21 protein-coding genes and 1 riboswitch are annotated in these 24319 nt (G+C 42.4%); of the genes, 9 read left to right on the forward strand and 12 right to left on the reverse strand.

What is annotated here, in order from left to right; translation table 11 throughout:
- Positions 1 to 402: 402 nt before the first annotated feature.
- The 3 genes from FZC78_RS16795 to FZC78_RS16805 are packed head-to-tail and all read right to left on the reverse strand — an operon-like array spanning position 403 to position 3664.
- A complete protein-coding gene (locus tag FZC78_RS16795; RefSeq protein ID WP_148941273.1) occupies positions 403 to 1812 on the reverse strand; it encodes a glycosyltransferase family 2 protein in 1410 nt (469 codons plus the stop codon).
- The gene (locus FZC78_RS16800; protein ID WP_148941274.1) at positions 1813 to 2850 is read right to left on the reverse strand and encodes a HEAT repeat domain-containing protein; all 1038 of its coding nucleotides are present in this window, start codon (positions 2848 to 2850) and stop codon (positions 1813 to 1815) included. It lies immediately after the preceding gene.
- Positions 2843 to 3664 carry a response regulator transcription factor gene (locus FZC78_RS16805; RefSeq protein ID WP_187444973.1) on the reverse strand — a complete coding sequence of 274 codons (822 nt, stop codon included), beginning with the start codon at positions 3662 to 3664 and terminating at the stop codon, positions 2843 to 2845. The genes FZC78_RS16800 and FZC78_RS16805 overlap by 8 nt, the downstream gene beginning before the upstream one ends.
- Positions 3665 to 4412: 748 nt before the next feature.
- Between FZC78_RS16805 and FZC78_RS16810 the strand changes: the two genes are divergently transcribed.
- The 5 genes from FZC78_RS16810 (at position 4413) to FZC78_RS16830 (ending at position 10189) form a co-directional block, all read left to right on the forward strand.
- A complete protein-coding gene (locus tag FZC78_RS16810; protein ID WP_148941276.1) occupies positions 4413 to 5645 on the forward strand; it encodes an aminopeptidase in 1233 nt (410 codons plus the stop codon).
- Between the two features lie 1175 nt (positions 5646 to 6820).
- Positions 6821 to 8107, forward strand: coding sequence for an MDR family MFS transporter (locus FZC78_RS16815; RefSeq protein ID WP_148941277.1), 1287 nt, complete (start codon positions 6821 to 6823; stop codon positions 8105 to 8107).
- A 229-nt stretch (positions 8108 to 8336) separates the two neighbouring features.
- The gene (locus FZC78_RS16820) at positions 8337 to 8465 is read left to right on the forward strand and encodes a DUF2639 domain-containing protein (RefSeq protein ID WP_148941278.1); all 129 of its coding nucleotides are present in this window, start codon (positions 8337 to 8339) and stop codon (positions 8463 to 8465) included.
- 358 nt (positions 8466 to 8823) lie between these two features.
- Complete coding sequence (locus FZC78_RS16825) at positions 8824 to 9327, forward strand: acyl-CoA thioesterase (protein WP_148941350.1); 504 nt, start codon at positions 8824 to 8826, stop codon at positions 9325 to 9327.
- Between the two features lie 211 nt (positions 9328 to 9538).
- A complete protein-coding gene (locus tag FZC78_RS16830; protein WP_148941279.1) occupies positions 9539 to 10189 on the forward strand; it encodes a glycoside hydrolase domain-containing protein in 651 nt (216 codons plus the stop codon).
- 335 nt (positions 10190 to 10524) lie between these two features.
- Here FZC78_RS16830 and FZC78_RS16835 read toward each other — a convergent pair whose 3' ends face one another.
- Positions 10525 to 11136, reverse strand: coding sequence for a hypothetical protein (locus tag FZC78_RS16835; RefSeq protein WP_148941280.1), 612 nt, complete (start codon positions 11134 to 11136; stop codon positions 10525 to 10527).
- A gap of 292 nt (positions 11137 to 11428) precedes the next feature.
- Here FZC78_RS16835 and FZC78_RS16840 point away from each other — a divergent pair, with 292 nt between their 5' ends.
- The 4 genes from FZC78_RS16840 (at position 11429) to FZC78_RS16855 (ending at position 16066) form a co-directional block, all read left to right on the forward strand.
- Positions 11429 to 12406 carry a BMP family lipoprotein gene (locus tag FZC78_RS16840; RefSeq protein WP_435874152.1) on the forward strand — a complete coding sequence of 326 codons (978 nt, stop codon included), beginning with the start codon at positions 11429 to 11431 and terminating at the stop codon, positions 12404 to 12406.
- 16 nt (positions 12407 to 12422) lie between these two features.
- Positions 12423 to 14078, forward strand: coding sequence for a methyl-accepting chemotaxis protein (locus FZC78_RS16845; RefSeq protein WP_148941281.1), 1656 nt, complete (start codon positions 12423 to 12425; stop codon positions 14076 to 14078).
- 469 nt (positions 14079 to 14547) lie between these two features.
- The gene (mreBH, locus tag FZC78_RS16850) at positions 14548 to 15555 is read left to right on the forward strand and encodes a rod-share determining protein MreBH (RefSeq protein WP_148941352.1); all 1008 of its coding nucleotides are present in this window, start codon (positions 14548 to 14550) and stop codon (positions 15553 to 15555) included.
- 271 nt (positions 15556 to 15826) lie between these two features.
- Entirely contained in the window at positions 15827 to 16066 is a 240-nt protein-coding gene (locus FZC78_RS16855; protein WP_148941282.1) for a hypothetical protein, read from the forward strand.
- Here FZC78_RS16855 and FZC78_RS16860 read toward each other — a convergent pair.
- From FZC78_RS16860 to queF, 8 genes are all read right to left on the reverse strand, one after another.
- The gene (locus FZC78_RS16860; RefSeq protein ID WP_148941283.1) at positions 16063 to 17148 is read right to left on the reverse strand and encodes a nitric oxide synthase oxygenase; all 1086 of its coding nucleotides are present in this window, start codon (positions 17146 to 17148) and stop codon (positions 16063 to 16065) included. The genes FZC78_RS16855 and FZC78_RS16860 overlap by 4 nt on opposite strands.
- A gap of 240 nt (positions 17149 to 17388) precedes the next feature.
- A complete protein-coding gene (locus tag FZC78_RS16865; RefSeq protein WP_148941284.1) occupies positions 17389 to 17589 on the reverse strand; it encodes a hypothetical protein in 201 nt (66 codons plus the stop codon).
- Positions 17590 to 18662: 1073 nt separating this feature from the next.
- Positions 18663 to 20549: a ribosomal protection-like ABC-F family protein gene (abc-f, locus tag FZC78_RS16870; protein ID WP_148941353.1), complete on the reverse strand. Its 1887-nt coding sequence runs from the start codon at positions 20547 to 20549 to the stop codon at positions 18663 to 18665.
- A 318-nt stretch (positions 20550 to 20867) separates the two neighbouring features.
- Entirely contained in the window at positions 20868 to 20987 is a 120-nt protein-coding gene (locus tag FZC78_RS24605) for an RAxF-45 family protein (RefSeq protein WP_286365503.1), read from the reverse strand.
- A 249-nt stretch (positions 20988 to 21236) separates the two neighbouring features.
- Positions 21237 to 21506 (reverse strand): hypothetical protein, encoded by a 270-nt coding sequence (locus FZC78_RS16875; RefSeq protein WP_148941285.1) that lies wholly within the window; start codon positions 21504 to 21506, stop codon positions 21237 to 21239.
- A 63-nt stretch (positions 21507 to 21569) separates the two neighbouring features.
- Positions 21570 to 22418 (reverse strand): YitT family protein, encoded by an 849-nt coding sequence (locus FZC78_RS16880; RefSeq protein ID WP_148941286.1) that lies wholly within the window; start codon positions 22416 to 22418, stop codon positions 21570 to 21572.
- A gap of 450 nt (positions 22419 to 22868) precedes the next feature.
- Positions 22869 to 23498, reverse strand: coding sequence for a queuosine precursor transporter (locus FZC78_RS16885; protein WP_148941287.1), 630 nt, complete (start codon positions 23496 to 23498; stop codon positions 22869 to 22871).
- A gap of 12 nt (positions 23499 to 23510) precedes the next feature.
- Complete coding sequence (gene queF / locus FZC78_RS16890) at positions 23511 to 24008, reverse strand: preQ(1) synthase (protein ID WP_148941288.1); 498 nt, start codon at positions 24006 to 24008, stop codon at positions 23511 to 23513.
- 113 nt (positions 24009 to 24121) lie between these two features.
- A riboswitch (PreQ1 riboswitch) is annotated at positions 24122 to 24168 on the reverse strand.
- Positions 24169 to 24319: the final 151 nt, after the last annotated feature.

A 24319-nucleotide genomic window follows, 5' to 3' on the forward strand; every position in this document is an offset into this window, starting at 1 on the left:
TTGAAAACTAATGGATTTAAGTCGAAATAATCAAAAATAAAACCGCATGAGATCAAGGTTGTATACCTTGATTCTTCATGCGGTTCTTTCATTTTATTAGGCCCTATTTAAATGATTTTGCTTTTAAGGTTATATACCACTTTTTTTGAACGTAGATGGATTGGAGCGGAAGGTGTGCGACCTCCTGCGGGACTAGCGGGACAGGTGAGACCCCACAGGCAAAGCCGAGGAGGCTCACCGCCCGCCCCGCGGAGTCGTGCACCTGGAGCGGAAATCCATTCTTTTTACCCTGGCTCAATCTTAGCGAAGAGTGCCTTTTATTTAGGTTTTGTCTCAGCCTCTTTCATATTTCCTTTATATAAGAATGACTTTTCTAAGTTAACTTTATGAAGGATTTCGATATCAGGACGAGACACCTTTCCTCTCCATGTCCCCCCATTGATGTTTTTTATTTCTTAATTGCAGCAAGCCTTGAATCCTGAAGAATGTCGTCATCGGACGGTACCAGAATGTTTCGGAAAGTGCGAGAAAGAATAGTTTGACCACATCTTTCAGCTTAGGATACTTCCGCAGACTCCACTCCTCGAGAAGCACTCCGCACATCGATAAAAAAGAACCGTACAACAGGCTCAAGCAAAATAGAAGGAGCGCCATTTTCCATGAAATCAACGAGAAGGTGATTCCCATAACAAGGACGACGTATCCGAGAAACTCTACCACGGCGCCGAGCAATTCGATCAGCAGAAAATAAGGAAGTGAAACGAGTCCTACACTTTTATATCGTGGATTCAAGAGCATTCCTTTATGAAGGTAAAGAGTTTCAAACAGCCCTCTCTGCCAGCGGCTCCGCTGTCTGCCAAGAACCTTGATCGATTCCGGTGCCTCTGTCCAGCATACCGGATCAGGAATATACTCAATCCGGTTCGTGCTTTTCTCATCTTTTAGAAGGCGGTGCAGCCTGACCACCAGCTCCATATCTTCGCCCACTGTATGTGGATTATATCCTCCTGCTTTCAATACCCAGTCCTTGTGGAATACACCAAAGGCACCCGAAACGATCAGAAGGATATTGAATTTGCTGAGCCCGATTCTTCCCATTAAGAATGCCCTGAGATACTCGATCACTTGCATGATGACAACAGGCCGCTTGGATAAGCCGACCTCAACGACTTCTCCGCGTTCAATTTTACATCCATTGGCGATACGCACTGACCCTCCTACAGCAATTACTTCTCCATTAGAATCAATGATCGGCTTCATCACTTGAAGGAAAGCATCCCTTTCAAGAATGGAGTCACCGTCCAGCGTGCAAAAATAAGGAAACTTCGAGATATTGATTCCTGCATTTAAAGCATCTGCTTTTCCGCCGTTTTCTTTATCCACAAGGTACACATGCTTGTACACCTTTGACTGGTAGACTGCTTTGATTGGCTGTGTGTCCAGCGACTTCCGGATGACCATCGGGATCTTCTCCATAGAGAACTGATTGATCATCACTTGAAGGGTATCGTCCTTGGAGCCATCATTAACAACGACAATCTCGTATTCAGGGTAGTTCATACTGAGAAGGGATCTTACACTTTGGACAATCCCCATCTGTTCATTGTAAGCAGGAACCAGTATGGTAACCGGCTTGGTATCATAAGAATATAAAAGTTCTTCATGCTGCCCGGTTTCCATGCCCAGTTTCTTTCTTAATTCAACCGCTGAAACAAAGAAAATGAACAGATAAAAAGTAAACACAAACAGCATATACACAATCAAAAGAGCACCAGCAAAATAAAAAATATCACTCAATACTGAATAGAACATCTATACACTTCCCAACCACTGTGAGGCCATATCTCTTGCAAATGCGTCCTGATGATTTTCGGCTGCATCCTTTAAGAGCAATTTTCCATCTTTAAATTTTGAAAGAGCTTCACCTGCATAGTACCTCACCCACCAATTGGAGGACGACAGCAATTCAAACAGCATATCTTTATAGCCAGGGTGGGCGATTTCCCCCGCTGCCTGCGCGAAACTCATCTGCTCCACCCAGCTTTCCGATTGGGAGTAGGGATACAGCGCCTGCGGTTTAGAGATGAAGCCTATACTCCTGATTGCCTTCACTGCATTAACCCTGACTTCATGATCCTCTGAATCCAGGCATGACTCTGTGAACGGAAGGAGAGACAAATCTCTTTTTTCCCCAATATAAGAGAGAATAGCCACCTTGAAGGAAGAAGAAATATCGTTGAAACTCGCTATAATAAGATTCAAGGTCTCCGGAGAAACCCTTCGGATGATTTGTTTATAAAAGAACGTCGATTGATAAGGTGAGGAGACAGCCAGTACATCCAGCAGCTTTTGATCATCAGCCCCCGCTGCTATTTGCAATATTAAGTTTTTCTCCTCCTGTGAAGTTCCGGACTTTTCATAGAGCTTCCAAAGATCCGGCACGAAGCTGTATATCTGAAAGTCTTTGATCGACACCAAAGCATTCATTCTATCGGCCCATCGACGGCTCGAAAGGTCCTTATTTAAAGAGTCAGAAAGGTATTTACCGGCAGTGTCCCCAATGGTTCTTTTAAAAGAAGAAGAATCAAGGTTTGCTCCCAGGTTTTTAAGCGTTTCTTCAATAGCTCCCTTAAAGACAGCATCTTTCTTGATCTGATTCAACTCTTCCTCTTCGCCCCTAAGGAGTTCCTGAATCAATAAAGGCCTGATTCTTTCTATCATCATACGAAGATCAGCCATCTTCCTTTGTTCGAGTTTTTTCCTGATAAGGAGGTAACCCAGCATTACCAAAAGGAGGCAGAGTGCCCCTGCTATCGCAATGGCAATCTGAAGATACGAAACATTAACCATCTCCGTTTTCCATCCTCTTGGCCACTCTTTTGATCCTTGCTATCAATTCGTTAATTTTGAACGGCTTTGTCACATAATCAAAAGCTCCAGCCTCCAGGGCAGAAACAATATCATTTTCCCGGTTGCGGCTGGTCAGCATGATAATCGAAACTTCACTTTCATTATACTTTTTTCGAATTTCACTTAATACTTCCATTCCGTCCATACGAGGCATAATCCCATCAAGAATAATGATATGTTTTCCATTCTCCTGCAGCCTTCCGCTGTTCAGGAAGGACTCCCCTTCCCTGTAAACCTGCAGGTCAACTTCCCACTCTCCCCAGTCTACCGCATCCAGTTGATCTCCAAGGAACATACGAATAACTTCATCATCATCCAAGATAGATAGTTTGAGATTCTTTTCAGAATAAGCAGTTTCTGTCTCTTCATGGAGGGACATCACTTCTGGGTCCACAACTTTTTTATAAGTGATTCCATCTAACTCAAGGTCTTCAGTGATATCTCTGCAGACTTTTCCTTCAAACACAGCGGTAAAGCCCTCTCCATTTCCGGCTGTCTCAATTGTGGCATTCAGAAGCCGCTCAGCTTCTTCTGCTGATTTTTCCGGCAGGATAACGGCCGCCCGGGAAAGACCCATTTCAAGGAAGAATGAATTATATGGCAGCATTTCTTTTACAGCCCTCCACACACTAGAATACTCTTCCTTTGCGAGGCGGTTCTCTATGCTGTAGTCCAATATATAAAAATCTATATGATTGATCCGCAAAAAATCCGTGTTCCTTTTAAGCGATTCCAAACCGATTTTCTTTTCCATGTTTAGGTGACCCCTTCCGTTTACAGCCTGGTCCATAGTGAACTGTTTCTTTCTATGTTTATATAGAGTCTCATCTCCTCGTGTTGTATATCAATTAAGGTACTCGCAGCTTGTTCCAGTCATTAACATTCGTATACCTCTGCTAGGATTCTTGGCCGGATTGCATTCCTGCTTCAGTTTAGAGCAGTGGCGTTTCTAAGAATCCTACCCTTACAGGCAAAAAGCCCTCAATAATCAATTCATCCATCTATTATAATTTACTTTTAGAAAGATATAAATTAATCATGTGCTTCTAAGAATAACTTTCCAGCTTAGTTTGCATAATAGAGGCAGTCTGTTCCGTAATGTTCAGTGTGTTTCTATAGCCTGTGCCCTTAGCTCGTGGTGATAGAGATCACTGCTGCTCTACTATAAAGGGAAACTGGTGTAATCAAGGTTTTAAGAGACCTTTACTTTTCTGAATGCTCGGGAAACTGGTTTCATTAGAGCTTTAAGAAATCAATGCGTCCGAGAGTTTTAGGCGAACAGGTCTTTAGGGAGCTTCTAGAGACCCATGCGATCAAGAATTTAAGGTGGACGGATCTCAACAAGTTTTCTAGACACCAATCAAACTAAAAACTCAAGAAAAACTTGTCTCACGAGACATTCAACGAAGATTGTATGAAAGAAATTAAATGAAAAAATTTGCAAAAGCCTTATGGATTGTTAAAATGAAGTTAGAAAGATTCTGAATTAAAGGAGAATACATATGGAAAATTTTAAACAAAACCTTGAGAAATACGCAGATTTAGCTGTGAAAGTGGGAGTAAATGTTCAAAAAGGCCAGACTTTGGTTGTCAACGCTTCCCTTGATGCAGCTGAATTTGTAAGACTTGTCGTTAAAAAGGCTTATGAGACAGGAGCAAAACATGTCTATGTAAACTGGAATGATGACACGGTCAACCGTTATAAGTATGACCTTGCACCAGATGAGGCATTCACTGAATTTCCAGAGTGGAAGGCAAGAGAAATGGAAACACTTGCGGAAAAGGGCGCGGCATTCATGTCCATCGTTTCTGCATCTCCTGATCTTTTAAAAGGAGTAAATCCTGAGCGGATCGCCAACTTCCAAAAAGCGGCCGGCCAGGCAATGGACAAATACCGTTCTTATATCCAATCGGATAAAGTAAGCTGGTCTGTTTTGGCGGCACCTTCTGAAAAATGGGCAGCGAAAGTATTCCCTGACGCGCCTGCTGAAGAGCAAGTAGACAGACTGTGGGATGCGATTTTCAAAGCTGTCCGTGCTGATCAGGCGGATCCTGTTCAAGCTTGGAAAGACCATGACCAGAACCTGCACGAAAAAGTGGATTACCTTAACAGCAAGAACTATAAGAAAATTCATTACACAGCGCCTGGAACAGACCTTACAATCGAGTTCCCTGAAGGCTACATGTGGGTCGGAGCAGGAAGCGTGTCAGAGCAAAATGTAAAATTCATGGCCAACATGCCGACTGAAGAAGTTTTCACTGTTCCATTGAAGACGGGTGTGAACGGTACCGTTTCGAGCACGAAGCCTCTAAGCTACGGCGGAAACGTAATCGACAACTTTAAATTGACATTCAAAGATGGACGCATCGTTGAAGTTCAAGCAGAGGAAGGCGAAGATATTCTGAAGCGCCTGGTAGAAACAGATGAGGGTTCTCATTTCCTTGGAGAAGTAGCATTGGTTCCACACCAATCCCCTATTTCCCAGTCCAATGTTCTATTCTACAATACACTGTTTGATGAAAATGCTTCAAATCACCTTGCCATCGGAAGCGCTTATGCATTCTGTGTGGAAGGCGGAAAGAAAATGTCCAAAGACGAGCTTGAAAAAGCAGGCTTGAATAACAGTATTACCCACGTCGACTTCATGATCGGATCTGCAGAGATGGATATCGACGGCATCACTGAAGACGGCAAAACTGAACCAGTGTTCCGCAATGGAGATTGGGCGTTTTAATTGAATGAATGACCTTGAACCAATTCGCATATTTGCGGATTGGTTTTCTTGTTTTACTGTCAACACTATTGGCCGCCAGCTAAGCCAGTCTTTGATTGTACCTTGTAGATTAAATCTGCCCCTTATGTCTCCCCGCTTTTTCAGCTATGGTGTTTACTATAATTCATCTTCTTTCGCCCTTTAGAAAACCTTCTTGCACCGGCCTTTCACTTCCGCTGATATTTACCTGCAGGCTCCTGATAGAAAAAAGAAAGAGATGCTTTCCTTGTTCATAAAAAAATCCAATACGTTTACCTGTGCAAATCCAAAAATTCTCTCCTAGTATAGTGATTAGCCCGTAAACACCCTACTAAAATCCAAAAAGCCTCTTCAAGTATAGTGATTAGCCGGTAAACACCCTACTAAATTCCAAAAATCCTCTCCAAGTATAGTGATTAGCCCGTAAACACCCTACTAAAWTCCAAAAAGCCTCYCCAAGTATAGTGATTAGCCCGTAAACACCMTACTAAAWTCCAAAAAGCCTCTCCAAGTATAGTGATTAGCCCGTAAACACCATRCTAAAWTCCAAAAAGCCTCTCCAAGTATAGTGATTAGCCCGTAAACACCCTACTAAAATCCAAAAAGCCTCTCCAAGTATAGTGATTAGCCCGTAAACACCCTACTAAAATCCAAAAATCCTCTCCAAGTATAGTGATTAGCCCGTAAACACCCTACTAAAATCCAAGAATCCTCTTCAAGTATAGTGATTAGCCGGTAAACACCCTACTAAATTCAAAGAATCCTCTCCAAGTATAGTGATTAGCCCGTAAACACCATACTAAAATCCAAAAGTCCTCTCCTAGTATAGTGATTAGCCCGTAAACACCCTACTAAAATCCAAAAATCCTCTCCAAGTATAGTGATTAGCCCGTAAACACCATACTAAAATCCAAAAAGCTTCCCCAAGTATAGTGATTAGCCCGTAAACACCCTACTAAATTCAAAAAGTCCTCTCCTAGTATAGTGATTAGCCCGTAAACACCCTACTAAAATCCAAAAATCCCCACCAAGTATAGCGAGCAGCTGGGAAGCACCAGGAAAATCCGGTCCACCGTTTCCAAAAACAGCCCCTTGTAATTATCTGGATTGAACTATATGATATTAAAGGTTAAATAAGGGGAACGGAGAGAATTTTTATGAGAATCAGAGATTGGGATCGGAATTTGAAAGTGAGACTTTTCGGGGAAGCGATGATGAACATTACGTTCTGGATGTTCTTTCCGTTTCTGACGATTTATTTTACAGAGGCATTCGGGAAGCAGATGGCCGGTTTGCTGCTTATTGCCTCGCAACTTTTTGCTGTATTTGCAAATTTGATGGGCGGCTATTGTGCTGACAGGTTTGGCAGGAAGACGATGATGGTGCTCTCCTCTGTTGGACAGGGATTGGCATTCCTCGTTTTTGCTTTTGCCAGCTCTCCATGGCTGGAATCAGCAGCACTTGGATTTGTCTGCTTCACTTTTGCGAGCGTGTTCGGTTCCTTTTATTGGCCCGCAAGCCAGGCGATGGTTGCGGACGTGGTCGAAGAGAAGCATCGGAGCCACGTATTCGCCATTTTTTATACGTCCATTAATATCGCGGTTGTAATCGGCCCGATTTTAGGAAGTATTTTTTATGTTCACTACCGCTTCGAGCTGCTATTGGTGTCAGCAATTATCTGCATGGTCCTTGGACTAATGCTGGCCAAAATGACAAGGGAGACAGCTCCTCAGAGAGAGGAAGAACTATCTGCTGCCCCTGGACAATCAAGGGTATGGTATCACGCTTTAATAGATCAATTTAGAGATTATAAAGTGATTATCAGGGACAGGACCTTCCTTCTTTTCATAGTGGCAGGTGTACTGGTCGGCCAGACCTTTATGCAGCTGGACCTTTTAATCCCGGTTTATATAAAAGATTCAATGGAAACTGCTACATTGCTGTCCTTCTCATTAACAGGAGAACAGGTTTTTGGTCTCATACTATCAGAAAACGGCCTTCTTGTTGCCCTATTCACAGTTGTCGTCACAAAGTGGATGACTAAGTATAAAGAAAGAAATGTGTTTATTCTTTCTTCATTGATTTATGCGGTATCCATCTTTATCTTTGGCCAGACATCCTCGATTTGGATGTTCGTCATTTCCATGGCCATTTTCACATTTGCAGAATTAATGACAGTAGGCATTCAACAGAGCTTCATTTCCAATCTTGCACCTGAAAATATGCGGGGTCAGTACTTTGCCGCTGCAAGCATGCGGTTTACATTAGCGAGGACGATTGCCCCTGTTTCTATTACTTTTTCATTATGGGCAGGGTACGAATTGACGTTCCTCATCCTTGCTGTTTTGGCAGCGCTAAGTGCCGTATTGTACTACGTGATGTTCTCACAGATCGATAAAGAAAACAGCATTAAGCAGGGTGCTCCAGCTCATACTGAACCCTGATTTGTTATGAATTTAAAAAATTGAACTTTACCCCTTTCGTCATAGATTTATAGATGTTACAATGGGACCCGGTTGAAATTTTATATTTCATTTAAGCTTTTTTCGTACACATTGCTGCCTTTGAATTAGGGTTGATCAAGCCATATCTAAACTCTATAACAATGCAGCGTCAATACTGAAAAAGCCGCTTGATTCCATTCAATAAATCGCAAAGAAAGGGTGTATTTCAATGCATTTCGGAAGCAAAGGCTGGTACGTGGAAAAATTAAAGGAAAAAGGTGTTCGCCGTTACGAGGAACGCAAATTGGAATCCTACAAAAAGCACGTTTTAGCTAACCTACTTGAGAAATATGAATAATATTTCCATCCAGCCGGAGAGTTCATCTTTCCGGCTTTTTATTTTGGGCTTTTTAAAAAGGCTGTTTTCACATAGAATATGGCTATTATAAAACTAATGGATTTCCACTCCTCCTCCGTAAAAACGGAGATGAGGATAATAAAGATAAAGCATTCAAAAGCAACATTTTTAAGAGTTGAGCCTTTTAAAAAGATGCTTTCTGCTGACTCACTATACTTCGTTTACATAGGGGGAATCCATTCACTTTTTTATCTGCCCTCACCAAATGAAGAAATTTTAATAAGAATATTCAAGCGTGTTTGTTTTGTATAAATTAGTGGATTATATAAGAAGAAGCCAAATTTGAAAGGTGATTATGATGATAGAATCCAAACGTGTAAAGGATACAAGGACGATCAAAACGAGCCATGTACTTCCTCCCGATACGAACCACCATGGAACATTGTTCGGTGGGAAGCTGATGTCTTATATTGATGATGTTGCTTCAATAGCTGCATATAAAATGGCGAGAAACCCCGTGGTAACGGCATCGACTGATTCGGTGGATTTTCTGAAACCAATCAAGGTTGGGGATGCCGTAACGCTTGAAGCTATGGTGACTTATACTGGCAGCAGTTCCATGGAGGTTTGTGTAAAAGTGACTTCCGAGAACCTGCTGACGGGAGAAACAGCAGTAGCGGCCATTTCCTTCCTCACTTTCGTGGCCCTGGATAATGAAGGAAATCCATGCCCTGTTCCGAAGATCATCCCTGAAACAGAAGAAGAAAAGTGGCTGAACGAAACAGCTGATAACCGGGCAGCACACCGGAAAGCGCGCAGAAAGCACAGCCAGGAACTTGCTGCATTTTTTGCGAATCAATAAGCAGTGCGAAAAACACCGTCCTTTCAACATTGAGGGCGGTATTTTTTTGGGGGTCTAAAATAGCCCAGCAAATGCTATTTGAATGAATGAGACTCAAAAGCAAACCAAAGCATTTTTCATTCAGAACCTGTACCATTTAGGCCTGACTGGTCTAATTTCCCTCACCGGCAATATAAATAAATGAAAGGGATCAGGGAAGGAGATCAGCCTGATGGTAAAAACATATTGGGGTGTGGATTCGTCAGCCAGCGTCACAAGCGATGTATATAACAATGTGTTGAAAAGATTTGGAAAACCTCTCTTTTGGGGAAGATGTTTAACGACTGTTGATGGCTATTCTGAGGGCCTGTCCAGAGCGGAAATTGAATTTTTGAGAAGCAGAGGGACAAAGCTTCTTCCCATATATAATAATTTCACTTCCGCAACAGGCGTTCGCAGCGGCATGACTTCTGCGGTGGATGCTGTATCAAGCGCAAGGAGAATGGGTATCCCAATGGGTGTCCCGATTTTCGCTAACCTGGAGCAATCATCTGGCGTTGATGGGGCCTGGCTAAGGGGCTGGTATGAAGGTATTCAGTCGAAAGGTTATACAGCCGGCTTCTATCAGGACCTTTCAGAAGATGAATTCAAAAATTCCTTTAGTGCGGCCGCAAAAGAGAATGAGAAGCTTCTTACAGATACCATCCTCTGGAGTGCTGAAGCAAGTTCACGTCCATCGGGAGAAAGAAATGCTCCTGCCTACAATCCAAGAACCCCCTCCCATTCAGCGAACGTGTGGAGCTGGAAATATGGAGGAGACTCTGAAACTGGTGCGATTGATACAAACCTCGCAACCAAAGCGTTGTATGATAGGCTGTGGTGACAAGTTCACTTTTACAAAAAGCAGCTTTGAGCGAGACCGGTTTTGTTGATGTGAATTTGTATCACAAAATGGAATGGCCAGCGGCTTGCCGCTGGCCATTTTCCATTAGGTGTTCGAGGGCAGTCTTCGCAGAGTTTGTGGCTTTCTTAGTGGTAATTAATTTCCATTCCGTGCGCCCGCCCTCCCGGCTTCACCTGTTTAAAAATTGGAGTTCCTTGGTCACCCTCGACTGGCCAATGTTCTAAAGAGATATAAAAGGTGATCTTTCCATTTATTTTCTAAGTGTCATTTGACTCCGAGGGGCTGCTTGTATTACAAAATTCAATTACCCACACCTAATTAATTTTCTTTATCACTTCCTCTTCATACTTTTCAATCTGCTTATTATTATCTTTAGTACCATATTTCTTTTCCAGTTGAGGTTTAAGCTTCAGCCAAATAACATTCTTTTCATAGAGATCTCTATCAAAATCGTGGTTAAGTTCTTCGATAGTTAACCCTAATGCATCTGCATAAGCTTGCTGCTGGGGCAGATCACTTGTATCAGGTCCTTCTTTGATAAACTCATCTATTTCTTCATCTGTTACGGTGATACCATATTCCTCTTTAGCAATGGATATCCACACTTCATATTCTTCCATCTCTCGTTCCGAAAGTTCCAACACCTCCTCATCTGTCAGCTCTGTTTCATAAAGTAATTTTTCATTGGCTAATGTTCTGATAATCCATTTGTTTAACTGTTCATCACTTTCCAATTTGTTTGCTTCAGAGACTGCTTCATCAAAAATCTTCCTGTAATCCTCGAGAGTATAAGTTTCCATGATCTTTTGTTGTTCTTCTTCACTTTTCATCTCAATTTCGATTTCCGTCTTTGCCTTCGGTTGACAACCGGAAATTAAAAGGATTGCCGTCACCCACAAAGTAAGCTTTTTCAGTACACTCACCATATTTTCCTCCCTGCATATTCTACTCTCCTTAAGTTTTCCATTCTTTAGTTGTTAGACGGAAAACATAGGATTTAAGTTTCAGATTATCTCAGTTTACTTTACAGTTGAACAAGAAGAATTATATTGGCTATAACTCAACTGCTGCCGAATGAACATTTTACAGGCGTTTCGATTTATCCAGGTTTTTTGAGCTCGAAAATTCATTTTTAATCTTAACAAACCTCTATAGCCGGCCGATACTAAAGGTACGGACATCTTATCTTTGTCCTACAACCGATTAGGAGGAGCATCAGTGAGAAATACATTATTTATACCTCTGATCATTGCTGTCTTATTTATAGCAGGATGTTCAGGCACTACAACTTCAAAAAAAATAGAAAAGGAATATAACATCGGGGTGCTGCTCTCTGATACCGGTCTTGGAGACGAATCCTTTAATGACTCGGCATTCAGAGGATTGGAGAAGGCCCGGGATGAATTGGGAATCCTTTTCGATTACCGGGAAGCTCCTGATGGTGATTTTGAAACACCGCTAGAAGAATTGACTCAACAAGGAAATGACCTTGTCATCGGCTTGGGCTTTTCTGTACAGGAAGCCATTGAAAAAACGGCTGAGAAATATCCAGATCAGGAATTCCTGCTCATTGACGGAGTCTCTGAACTTGAAAACGTCACCTCCATCACTTTTAAGGAACATGAAGGAAGCTTTCTTGTAGGGATGGTTGCTGCCATGGCAAGCAAGAGCCAGAAGCTTGGAATCATCGGTGGTGCCGATGTACCCGTCATCCATCGGTTTGAAAAAGGGTTCAGGCAAGGAGCTCAATACATAAATCCCAAAATCAATATTACCAACGAATATGCCAATACCTTCAGTGATGCCCAATTAGGCCGGGAGATAGCAGAAAAACAGTTTAAATCAGGGATTGACTTTATATATCCTGCTGCCGGTTTTACTGGAGTTGGGGCAATTCAAGCTGCCCAAGACAACAAAGTCTTCACGGCGGGAGTCGATTCAGACCAGTACTTTGTGGCGGAAAAAGCAGTCGTTACGTCCATGATGAAGAATATAGACGTTGCTGTATTCGACATAGCTGAAAGCCTTGTTAAAGAAGGGGCAATTCCACAAGATATTTATGAGCTCGGCTTGGCCGAAAATGGTGTTGGATTAGCACCAATCCGTAATTTCAAGTTGTCAGAAGAACAGTTAAAAGCAATTGAAGCCGCTAAAGATAAAATCATCTCCGGCAGCGTAACCATTAATTTAGACTAACAAGGGAGCAAGGTTTATGAAACTACGAAGCAGATTAATCATCTTAGGTATACTCCCTCTTGTATTTTCAATCAGCATTATCGCTTTTATGATATTCCAGATTGTCAATATCCAAAGTTCTGCCAAAGAGGATGTACATGTGTTAACGGCAACGGAATCACTGAACGGTACGCTGATTGTCACTAAGCAATCATTAGAAAATTACGCCTTCAACTCATCAGACTCAAATAAGACTGAAGCCCTCTCCTTGTTAAAAGATGCAGAAGAAGAAATTTACAGGCTGAGTAAACTTTTAATAAACAGTAGTGAGAAAGAAACTCTTAATAAGATTTCAGGAAAATTCTCACAATTAACAACAGCTTCAACAGAAGCGCTTGAAAGCCAAAATACAGCTGAAGTCAACCGGCAGTCTTTACGGATAGCCGGCGTCCTCAATGACATGCATCTGCTGAACAAGCAGACAGATGAATGGTATGAAGGGATTTTGAAGCAGACAGAACAAAAGATTTCATTCATCACCCTTTCCTCCATTATCGCCTCTGTCCTGTTGATCCTGATGTCCGTGGGGCTTTCTTTATACTTATCAAAAAAGATTGTTCAGCCAATCAACAGGATTGTACAGGATGCAGAAAGAGTAGCGGACGGAGATTTAACGGTGAGATCGCAAGCAGGGAGGAAAAACAGCGGATATGAAATTGACAAACTGCAAACTTCCTTTTCAGATATGGTCCAAAACCTGAAGCAGACGGTCCTATCTGTTGAATCCATTGGCGGCAGGGTCAAATCCTTTACCGATGAAGTGAACGTGCATATGCAGAGCCTGACTGAAAGCAGCAGCCAAGTAGCCGTCTCAACCGAAGAACTTTCAAGGGGAAGCCAGTCTATTTCAGAAGACATCAGCGCTGCAGCAGAATTAATGAATAACATGGGCGAAGAATTCGGAAAGAATGTACATGAAAGCAAACTTTCCGTTCAAACCAGCAGAGAAGCCTTGGACATGGTCACAATAGGAAAGACAACATTGGATAATCAGAAAGCATTTTCTGAACAGCAGTCAGAATCCTCCAGGGATATTATGCTTTCCGCGGAACAGTTCGCCAAGTATACGGATGAAATTGAGCAGGCTGCCTCCTCTGTTAAAAGCATTGCGGACCAAACGAACCTCCTTGCTTTAAATGCGGCAATCGAAGCGGCAAGGGCTGGTGAGGCTGGTAAAGGCTTCGCTGTAGTAGCAGAAGAAGTCAGAAAGCTTGCTGAAGACTCTTCAAAAGCTACTGAACTGATTGGGAAGATGGTTCTAAGTATTAAAGAAGGCATCGGCTCCATCATTCAATTGTCGAAGGACGGCAACCAAGTTTCACAAGAACAGCTCTCTTCTATGAACCAAACAGAAGAGGTATTTGAAAACATTTCTACCAAAATCACTTTGGTATATAAACAACTGAGTTCTTTGGTAGAAGGAATGAATCAATCCAATGAAATGACCAACAGTGTGATTTCGGCAGTTGAAAACATCTCTGCTGTTACAGAAGAAACAGCAGCAGGAACGGAAGAAATATCCGCCTCCACCGAAGAGCAATTAAATTTCTTTAACCAGATGAATACCAAAATCGGACATCTTCACCAAATGACAGAGGAAATGAACGAAGAACTGAGCAAGTTTAAATTATAAAAGAAGCCGGCTCCCATTGTGAAGTGGAGGCCGGTTTTTTGATGGAAAGAGGCTGCTTTCCAAAGGGAGTTTCAAGATTTTTGGATACATATGCTAAAGTTTCTCTGATATTTTTTTAAAAGGTGCTTTCCCCTGGACACCCCCCTCCTCCTTTTCTCCTAAACAATCTCCAAATTTTATCATTACAACTTTACAGCAAGTTTAAGTTTTATTAACACGGCAATATAACAACTATTGTGTTTTTCCTAATCTATTGCGGTGGATGATTGAGGAGACAATAAAAAAGGCCATTCTTCCGGAGAGGATCCTCTTGTAACAGGCTGTAACAATCAGTTTATGGTAAATTTATCCGGGACAATAACCGTCAAAAATCTCCTATAATTTATGAAGGATATAGAGATAGACTTTGAAACTGATAGTTTACTAAACATGAAAACAAGAAGAATGTCTAAAAGTTGGAGGAATAATGATGCTTTCAAACTCGGAAATCGGTATTGATTTAGGTACTGCCAATATTCTGGTGTACAGTAAAAATAAAGGAATCATATTCAATGAGCCTTCTGTTGTCGCCATTGACACAGAAACCAAAAGTGTTCTGGCTGTTGGGACGGAAGCCAAAAGCATGATAGGAAAAACGCCTGGCAAGATTATCGCAGTCAGACCGTTGAAGGACGGGGTCATCGCAGATTTTGATGTGACGACGGAAATGTTGAAGCAAATAATGAAAAAAGCAGGCAAGCAGCTTGGTCTATCCATCAGGAAGCCAAGTGTTGTCGTATGTACTCCTTCAGGTGCTACATCTGTCGAAAAAAGAGCCATCCAGGATGCAGTCAAGGGAAGCGGAGCCAAGTCCGTAACTTTAATCGAAGAACCGGTAGCAGCTGCGATTGGAGCAGACCTTCCAGTCGATGAGCCTGTTGCCAATGTAATTGTCGATATCGGCGGTGGAACCACCGAAGTTGGAATCATCTCCTATGGAGGTGTGGTATCCTGCAATACAATCCGTATAGGCGGCGATCAGATGGATGACGATATCATCCAGCATGTCCGCAAAAGATACAATCTATTAATTGGAGAACGCACTGCCGAGCAAGTCAAAATGGAGATCGGACATGCACTGATTCCACATGAAAAAATGACGATCGATATCCGCGGTCGTGACTTGGTAACGGGCCTTCCGAAAACGATTACGTTGGATTCGAATGAAATTCAGGAAGCCTTGAAAGAATCTCTGCTTCATATTCTAGAAACGATTCGTGCTACATTGGAGAATTGTCCGCCAGAATTGAGCGGTGACATTGTAGATCGCGGAGTAATCCTGACGGGTGGCGGAGCCCTTCTTGGCGGGATGCAGGAATGGCTGTCTGATGAGATCGTCGTACCAGTCCACCTTGCTCCAAACCCTCTGGAATCTGTAGCTATCGGTACAGGCCGTTCGCTTTCGGTCATCCATAAACTGCAGAAAATCGCTAAATGATGATGAATGTGCCTTGAGAATCCAATTGGATTCTCAAGGCATTTTTGTTTACAGCTCAGCCATTTAGATATGGTTTAATCATAGACAAACAAAAAAACCGGCTGCACAGCGTTCCGCAGCCGGGTATGAAGATGAAAGGAGGTTCTTCATAGTACATAGTATGAATAGATTCCTTCCGTGCTTGTACTTCTAACCATTTTTAAATTTTTTCAAGAATCGGGACCCTTCCTGTTGTTTATACTAGTACCAATAAACGGAAAGGATGTTTCCAATGACCGAATCACAAATGGAAGATCTATTTGATTTTTATGGCTACAGTACCCTTTATAAACGGTTCCGCTACCCGCTCTTCGTTTCAGCTTTATTGGATGAGTCAAGTACAGAGGAACTGGAAGACTTTTTTGAAAATTTTTCATTCCACGACCATCAGCCGCTGTTTGATGAGTTCAGGTACTGGTTTCAATACTTTTTAATTACCAGAAAAAGCTTTCACCAAGAATTCGGTCTTTAATTATAAGCTTTTTCCTGGTAAAAGTAGTTTGGTGATTTCCACTCGTTATTATAGCTTTTATGGAAAACATGAGTCGCTGCGGGTGAGACGGGCGGGATCAGCCAGGTCCAATCCCCTGTCAGTTCCCTTCCACATTGCTCCTCTTTATTTTCAAACACCTTGAATTGCTGGGCTGCGGTATGGTGATCGACAATGCTGACTCCCTTCTTTTTAAACGAATGCAGAACGGCAGCGTTCAGTTCAATCAATGCCCTGTCTTTCCAAAGAGTGGATGCTCTTGAAATATCAAGGCCCATACAGCTTCCCACCTTTGGCAGCATGTTGTAGCGATTTTCATCAGCCAGATTTCTTGCGCCGATCTCCGTCTCCATATACCAGCCATTAAAAGGAGCCGCTTTATAAGAAATTCCGCCGATTTCCAGTTTCATATCCGATATAATCGGCACTCCATACCACTTCAGGCCGAGATCTTCAAACCAGCTGTATTCGGGATGGCTTAATGTTACCTCCAGGAGATGATCTTGACTCACCTGCTTCCAGTGAGGTTTATTGTCCCCGATTCCAACTACCCATGGCAAAACATCAAAATGCGTCCCGGTGCCACTCCAGCCGAGTTCTTCACACTTTGCTGTAAACTCCACGGAAGCAGGATCGCCCAACACGCCATATTCACTACTATATCCCGCGTACCGAATCAGTTGATGGTTCCATATCCTGATATCCGGCTTGCCAGGAAGTGATGGACGAAATATAGTGATGGTTGGCCTGATTCTCCCGCCGTTAGAGGCAAACTTAAGATGCTCTTCCAACTCTGTAAATATCTCTTCTTCAGTGGATGCATCTCTTGCATCCCTCACATGCATAGTATCCCAGAACAGCCTTCCGATGCACCGGTTGCTGTTTCTCCACGCCATTTTAGCTCCATGTTCGATTTCCTCATAAGTATGGGTGTATACTCCAGTAGTTTCTATTTCCGATTGGACTTGGGTGATTCGCTGAGTGATTGATTCTTCAGCTTTTCCCAGTTCTCTATAACAAATTTGTATGAATTCGACAGCTTCTTCAATTAATTTAGCCAACATAAACTTCCTTTCGCCGCTAGTTGCTACCGTGATTATACCACGCATGAATTTAATCGAGAAAAACGAAAACCGCTTGATCATGACAACTTCATGAATTTCAGATACGAGGGTCTTTAAATTGATCCCTGTGAGGAGGGGCATGAGTTGATTTCTTAGAAGAAGGAGAGCTTAGGATGTCTCGAGCTATGCCTGTCTTGGCAAATGAAAAGAACGGCTGATTGTAGCCGTTCTTCCTTAGAGTTAATCATGACGTTTATGCTTGTTGAGGAATTCCTTCAACATATTGATAATGGTTGCTCTTTCTTCTTGATTGAATGTTGCCGTCCATTCTGTCACAAGCTTATTTTCATCGGGATGAAGCTCCCTTTGCAATCCATCTACCAGGATTTCATGTATCTCATCCAGGCTTTCTCTCCTGTTTCCTCCACGGATATCTTCCATGATGAAAAACCTCCCGTTCTTTTTTATAGGTTATTCCCTCAAGGAAGAAATCTAAAACTTTCAGGAAGACCACTGAGCACATTCATTCATTTTGCAGCGTTTTATCATTGTTCTCCGGAAGCTTCCTTCGTGCCCTTTTACGCATTTCCCTCTGGCAGCTAGAAGCTCCCTTGATTACCTTTTTATCCGTTCCTCATTCACTTTGGGCAGCTAGGAGACTTCTTGCTTACCTTTTTACTCGTTCCTCACTCAATTCGGGCAGCTAGAAGACTTCTTGCTTACCTTTTTACTCGTTCCTCACTCAATTCGGGCAGCTAGAAGACTTCTTGCTTACCTTTTTACTCGTTCCTCACTCAATTCGGGCAGCAAAAAGTCTTCTTGCTTACCTTTTTACCCGTTCCTCAGTCTCTTTGGGCAGCTAGGAGCTCCCTTGATTACCTTTTTATCCGTTCCTCATTCACTTTGGGCAGCTAGGAGACTTCTTGCTTACCTTTTTACTCGTTCCTCACTCAATTCGGGCAGCTAGAAGACTTCTTGCTTACCTTTTTACTCGTTCCTCACTCAATTCGGGCAGCAAAAAGTCTTCTTGCCTACCTTTTTACTCGTTCCTCAGTCTCTTTGGGCAGCTAGAAGACTTCTTGCTTACCTTTTTACCCGTTCCTCAGTCTCTTTGGGCAGCTAGAAGCCTTCTTGCTTACCTTTTTACTCGTTCCTCACTCAATTCGGGCAGCTAGAAGTTTTCTTGCTTACCTTTCCACTTATTCCTGACTCACTTTGGGCAGCTAGGAGCTGACGAGCTTACCTTTCCACTCATTTCTGACCCACTTTGGGCAGCTAGAAGCTCCCTTGCTTACCTGTTTACCCAGTCCTAACTCAATTCGGGCAGCTAGAAGTCTTCTTGCTTACCTTTTTACTCATTCCTGACTCACTTTGGGCAGCTAGGGACTTTCATGAATGCTTTATCTCTTGAAACTGGGAAACAGGCTGGTTATCCTTTTCATCTCTTATTCCTAAAACCCGTTTGAATACTTCGACACTCATCAATAGATTGGTTCAAGCTTCTATACCGGCTCTTACAGCAGCTGTTCAAGCAAAGAGTATTTGTCGTCTCGCTCTCTTTCCTTCAGTTCTTTTTCAGCATAAAGCTTTTGGAGAATTTCCAAATCCGTTTCCTTTGAGAGCTGCTGGTCTATGGACGTTATCTCAGCTTCAATGACAAGCAGCTCTTCTTCGAGGGCATCCAGCGACACCGAAGGCTTTTCTTTCTCCCTTTTGACTTGTTTCTCCTTGCCGGTTCCTTCTTTCGTTCTAGAGACAGGTTCCTCTTCCACTGTGAATTCATTGAGTTTTTCCTTTGCATAGGAATAGTTCCCAGAAAAGAAATACAGTTTACGGTCATGAATCCAATAAGTCTTCTCGAACAATTTGTTGAGAAAATATCGGTCATGGGATACCGCAAGTATAGTTCCGTTAAAGCTTTCGAGCGCATCTTCCAAGACCTCGCGGGAGTCAATGTCGAGATGGTTTGTCGGTTCATCGAGAACAAGGAAATTGATATCCTGGTGCATTAACTGTGCAAGGCGGAGACGCATTTTTTCACCGCCGCTCAGCTGGCCAACTTTGCGGAAAACAGCTGCACCATAAAAAAGGAACCCTGCCAGGATATGCCTTGCTTCTCCTTCTGTAACTGTGACCTCATCCCTGAAGGCATCAATCAGTCTTAAATTGGGATCAGCTGCTGTAAAGTGCTGTGAGAGGTAGCCAGTTCTGACATTGCTCCCCAGCCTCACTTCTCCTTCATCCTGCTCCATTTCTCCGAGGAGCATCTTGATGATTGTGGACTTACCGGTTCCATTTTTCCCGACGAGGGCAGTACGGTCTTTGAAGTGGACATCAAGAGAAGCGTCTTTAAATAAGGATTTATCATTGAATGACTTTCCTGCCTCTTTCATGGTAAAGACCATTTTTCCGCTGCGGTCACCATTTTCAAATTCCAGCCCCATTTTCTTCCTATCTAATACCGGGCGTTTTAGTTTTTCCATTCTCTCCAGGGCTCGCTCCATATTTCTTGCCCTTTTATGGAGGTCGGCATTAGGCGGGGTTGCCTGATTGGCCCACTCCTTCAGCCTTTTGATTGCTTCTCTCATTTTTTTGATTTTTTTCTGCTGCTCTTGGTACTGCTGAAACTCCAGCAGCAATCTATCTTCTTTTTCCTTCACAAACTGGGAATAGTTTGTATGGTAAAGGCGAACTTCTCCATCCTCAAGCTCAATTACCTTATTGATCGTTTCATCCAGGAAATATCGGTCGTGAGAAATCACGATAACCGATCCGCTGTATTCTTTCAGGAAGCCTTCCAGCCACTCCACTGCTCCGATATCCAGATGATTTGTCGGTTCATCCAACAGCAGCAGGTCAGGGTTTTTCAAAAGAATGAGTCCAAGACAAACTTTGGTTTGTTCTCCTCCGCTGAGGGCATTGAATGGTTTATGCAGCAAACCTGTTATTTCCAGGCCATTGGCTACTTTTGCTACTTCCGATTCTATTTCATAACCGCCCCCCAGTGTGAATGAATCCTGGAGAGGCCCATATTCTTCAAGCAGGCGCTGAAGTTTCCCGGCGTCCTGCTCCGTTCCCATTTTCCCTTCCAGTTCCTTTAACCGGATTTCTATATTCAGAAGTTCACTAAACGCCGATTTCAGAACTTCATTCCCCGTGACACTGTCCTCATATTGAGGAATCTGTGATAAATAACCGATCCTTGCTCCTTTTTTAAAATGAATCTCCCCTGTATCCGGCTGTTCGACACCTGCAATCAATTTGAAGACAGTCGTCTTGCCGGTGCCATTCCTTCCTACAAAGCCTATTCTATCGCCTTCGTGAACTTCAAAAGACAAATTTTCAAAAACAAGATTTCCTCCATACATTTTACTGATCTGCTGTACACTGTTCATTATCATTTTCATCTATCCTTTCTTCCTCATGGTTTTTAATGAGTAAGAGGATCTCTGACTATATCATTAAAGCTAAAGCGCCCTGTTCAACCCCGGGTATTTGACCCCGAGGGGCTGGGTTTTGATTCTGGACGCGGATTCCAATAGCCGAAAGTTACCCACAGTGGTGGATTTTCATAATTCCCTGAAATATAAAAAAGCCATGTATAAGGAAGGACCTTATACCATGGCTTTTGAAATTCGGGCATAAAAAAAGGAAAGCGTGACGCGCTCTCCCCCCGTTTTCTATAAAAGTGTGGGTATTGAGACCTCTTACCGTTCTGTTCATATGGAATTGCTAAAAAAGGGCATACGTATCCCGTTGACAGCAAAACCATGAAAAATCGCACGACAAATGTAGATATATTCTAAAAATTGACCGTGCAACCCGACAGAACTTTTCATCTCAATACACACCTCCTTATATTCCTAGTTATAATAATAGTATACAATTTTTCGAAAACTTTATACAAGGGGTATTTAAAATTTATCTTAAAGATTTTATCAGGCAAAGATTAAGTTCATCATCAAGCCTGACCATTTCTCCTGGTGCTGCCGGCTGGTAATCATACACTACTCCCTTTCCATCAGGAATATATCCATTTTAGCATACTCCTCCTGTGCGTCGAGCAATTTTGCCCCTATGCCTTCTCCTCATTGATTTGGAACAACTAACAAATCATTGATTTCGGGAATATTTTCTTCCCTGAAACCGGGATACCTGGATGTTAGCAGTAGATGACTGATGCCCACGGCAGTATTGCTGTCTGTCTTTGCAACAAACACGACCCGCAGCCCTTCTTTATAATCACGGATGCATAACTCCAGATATTCTTTACTTCTATTAACTCCAGCTGATTTTAAATCCCTCGATACTATTTCGACTTCATTTTCATGAAGGAAATCAATATTCACTCTGGACATTCAACCCTCTCCTTCTTACTGCCTATTAAAAAAGATTCGCCCTTTTAGAGCGAATCCCTTGTTTTACACCAGACGTTTGAAGTTCTGGCCGAGTATTTCATTCATGTTATGCACGGTGATGAATGCTGTATTATCCACTTCCGTAATAAAGCCTTTTAGTTTGGAGAAGTCCTTTCGACCAAGGATGGTTGTGATGACTTCTTTACTGTCAGAGGTGAACGCCCCCTTGGCTGTGTGGATGGTTGCACCCTTTCCAAGTTCTTTTACAATATAGGTGCGGATTTCATCGCTTTCCTTGCTGATGATGACCACTTCTTTGTTCGTATTGAATTGCTGAAGTGTGTAATCAATGACCAGACCATTTAAGATAACTCCGAAGAAGGCATACATCCCGACCTGTGTTCCAAATAGGAATGTAGACGACAGTGCTATGGCCAAATCGGAGAAAAGAACGGCACGGCCGATTTCAATATTGAAATATTTGTTTAAGATCATCGCAATGATATCCGTCCCGCCGGTTGAGGCTTTCTGATTGAAGACCAGTGCCATACCGGTTGCAGCGATGCATTGCCCGATAATCAATTGTATTAGAATGTCTTCGCTCATTGGCCCTTGCAAAGGGACAGCGGCTTCAAGCAGCCAGACATACCCTGACAGAGCAAAGCTGGCATAGACCGTTTTTGCGCCAAAGCTGAAACCAAGGAATATTATACCGATGATGAATAATACGATGTTAACCAGGATCATGAACATACCGATCGACATCTCCGGCATCACCGAATTCAGTAAAATGGATAAACCGCTGACTCCCCCTGTTGCCAAATTATTTGGTGAAAGAAAGAAATGAACATTCACCGCAACAAAAAAAGCACCCAGATTCATAAGGAAAAACGATATCAGCTTTTTTCGCATCACTGCAACCTCCTTTTATATAAAATAGTTATTATTTATTTTCATTAACAACGGGATTATATAGGTCATAAATACCTTTGTAAAGGGGTATGCATAAGGTTTAATTATTGAAAAAATTGCAAAGGTTTACACTGGTATTTTACTGAAGGACGGAACTTTTCGTCCTTTACAGCATCATCGGCCTGCTCGCTCACATTTATTGGTTTTCCGCTCGTAAATTGTCATTTTCAATCGCATTTGAATTTTCCCGCTCGCATTTCTGCATAATGCGCTCGTATTATGGATATTGCGCTCGCAAATCCCATTAGACGCACCTGCCACGCTTTCAACCTCTCGTCATAGTGCTCGCAATTACATTTCCTAAGCGAGTCAGAGCTCTTTAAAGCACTCTTCTCCTCTAAAAGTTGCTCCCAAAGAAAAAGACCACCCAAAATGGATGGTCTTAAGGCGTTATCCTGCGAATCCGACTCCACTGTCCTTTTCTTTACGGGCAAGCCGAACGAGAAGGTAAACTAGCGGAGTGTCGACTACAGCAACAACCAGTTTGAATAGATATTGTGTACCGATTAAGGCAAGAAGCGCTGTCAGCGGCATGGTGCCAAAGAATGCTATGGTGATAAAAATGGTTGTGTCTGCAAGCTGGCTCAACAGGGTGGATGAATTATTGCGCAGCCACAGTTTTTCAGATCCATGCTTAGCTTTGAGCTTGTGGAAAATTGAAACATCCAGGTTTTGGCTGACAAAGTAAGAAATCAGGCTGGCCAATGTAATGCGGAAGCTTCCGCTGAGGATAGACTCAAATTCTCCTTGCATTCCAAAGAACGGAGCCGCTGGCAGTTGGATCGCTGCTGCTATAAACACTAGTGCAAACACCTGAGTCAACAGTCCCGCTCTGACAGTTGAACGGGCAGCATCTTTTCCGTACACTTCGCCAATTACATCTGTAATCGGATAAGTGAAAACATAGACGATCACTGCAGCGGGCAAAACAGCCCAATCCCCAAGACTGAAGAGTTTTACGGCTAATATATTAGAAAGAATTAGAAGACCGACGAAGAGAGAATTGAGATAGATCAGCATGCTAATTTCTCCTTACCGGTTATCGATGGTTTCCGGATACAGATCATGATTCATCATCCGGTAATCGGCCATTTTTTCAAATTTGGTGCCCTTCTTTCCATAGTTGCAATATGGATCGATGGAAATTCCGCCTCTTGGAGTGAATTTACCCCAGACTTCGATATAGCGAGGGTCCATTAATTCGATCAAGTCATTCATAATGATGTTCATACAGTCTTCGTGAAAGTCACCGTGGTTTCGGAAGCTGAAAAGATACAGCTTCAGCGATTTACTCTCCACCATTTTAATGTCAGGGATATAGCTGATATAAATGGTCGCAAAGTCAGGCTGCTTTGTTTTTGGGCAAAGGCTCGTAAACTCCGGACAGTTGAACTTGACGAAATAATCTCTATTTGGATGCTGGTTATCAAAGGTTTCCAGCACTTGCGGTGCGTATTCAAATAAATAATCTGTCCCTTGGTTTCCTAGTAATGTAACATCTTGAAGTTGTTCATCTTTTCTTCCAGACATATTAAAAATCCTCCCTTTATTTACCTAAAATAAAGAGAATCCACAGCCAAAAGTTTATGATGAGGGACATAAAAAAACCATATCCGGCATGGATATGGTTACGAATGTAAGTCTCATCCATAGTTTTTTATAGAGGGTTTGGGCTATGAACCTCTCCTGCGATAGGAAACTATTTAATTAACACCTTTTATAGTAGGGCAGCATGTGAAGAATGTCAATAGTCAAAACAGAAAAAGATTATAATATTACAATAATTATTTTTATTTTCAGACTTATCATCTAGGGAGGCTTCAACTTCTTTTAATATGGAT

The sequence above is a fragment of the Rossellomorea vietnamensis genome, assembly GCF_008180415.1.
Lineage (GTDB): Bacteria > Bacillota > Bacilli > Bacillales > Bacillaceae_B > Rossellomorea > Rossellomorea vietnamensis_C.

Excerpts from the sequence above, each read along its gene's own strand:
- abc-f (WP_148941353.1), bottom strand. The coding sequence starts at position 20,549 with ATGATAATGAACAGTGTACAGCAGATCAGTAAAATGTATGGAGGAAAT.
- FZC78_RS16845 (WP_148941281.1), top strand. The coding sequence starts at position 12,423 with ATGAAACTACGAAGCAGATTAATCATCTTAGGTATACTCCCTCTTGTA.
- FZC78_RS16825 (WP_148941350.1), top strand. The coding sequence starts at position 8,824 with ATGATAGAATCCAAACGTGTAAAGGATACAAGGACGATCAAAACGAGC.
- FZC78_RS16830 (WP_148941279.1), top strand. The coding sequence starts at position 9,539 with ATGGTAAAAACATATTGGGGTGTGGATTCGTCAGCCAGCGTCACAAGC.
- FZC78_RS16805 (WP_187444973.1), bottom strand. The coding sequence starts at position 3,664 with ATGGAAAAGAAAATCGGTTTGGAATCGCTTAAAAGGAACACGGATTTT.
- FZC78_RS16800 (WP_148941274.1), bottom strand. The coding sequence starts at position 2,850 with ATGGTTAATGTTTCGTATCTTCAGATTGCCATTGCGATAGCAGGGGCA.
- FZC78_RS16795 (WP_148941273.1), bottom strand. The coding sequence starts at position 1,812 with ATGTTCTATTCAGTATTGAGTGATATTTTTTATTTTGCTGGTGCTCTT.
- FZC78_RS16810 (WP_148941276.1), top strand. The coding sequence starts at position 4,413 with ATGGAAAATTTTAAACAAAACCTTGAGAAATACGCAGATTTAGCTGTG.
- FZC78_RS16855 (WP_148941282.1), top strand. The coding sequence starts at position 15,827 with ATGACCGAATCACAAATGGAAGATCTATTTGATTTTTATGGCTACAGT.
- queF (WP_148941288.1), bottom strand. The coding sequence starts at position 24,008 with ATGTCTGGAAGAAAAGATGAACAACTTCAAGATGTTACATTACTAGGA.
- FZC78_RS16865 (WP_148941284.1), bottom strand. The coding sequence starts at position 17,589 with ATGGAAGATATCCGTGGAGGAAACAGGAGAGAAAGCCTGGATGAGATA.
- FZC78_RS16860 (WP_148941283.1), bottom strand. The coding sequence starts at position 17,148 with ATGTTGGCTAAATTAATTGAAGAAGCTGTCGAATTCATACAAATTTGT.
- FZC78_RS16835 (WP_148941280.1), bottom strand. The coding sequence starts at position 11,136 with ATGGTGAGTGTACTGAAAAAGCTTACTTTGTGGGTGACGGCAATCCTT.
- mreBH (WP_148941352.1), top strand. The coding sequence starts at position 14,548 with ATGCTTTCAAACTCGGAAATCGGTATTGATTTAGGTACTGCCAATATT.
- FZC78_RS16885 (WP_148941287.1), bottom strand. The coding sequence starts at position 23,498 with ATGCTGATCTATCTCAATTCTCTCTTCGTCGGTCTTCTAATTCTTTCT.
- FZC78_RS24605 (WP_286365503.1), bottom strand. The coding sequence starts at position 20,987 with ATGAAAAGTTCTGTCGGGTTGCACGGTCAATTTTTAGAATATATCTAC.
- FZC78_RS16820 (WP_148941278.1), top strand. The coding sequence starts at position 8,337 with ATGCATTTCGGAAGCAAAGGCTGGTACGTGGAAAAATTAAAGGAAAAA.
- FZC78_RS16875 (WP_148941285.1), bottom strand. The coding sequence starts at position 21,506 with ATGTCCAGAGTGAATATTGATTTCCTTCATGAAAATGAAGTCGAAATA.
- FZC78_RS16815 (WP_148941277.1), top strand. The coding sequence starts at position 6,821 with ATGAGAATCAGAGATTGGGATCGGAATTTGAAAGTGAGACTTTTCGGG.
- FZC78_RS16880 (WP_148941286.1), bottom strand. The coding sequence starts at position 22,418 with ATGCGAAAAAAGCTGATATCGTTTTTCCTTATGAATCTGGGTGCTTTT.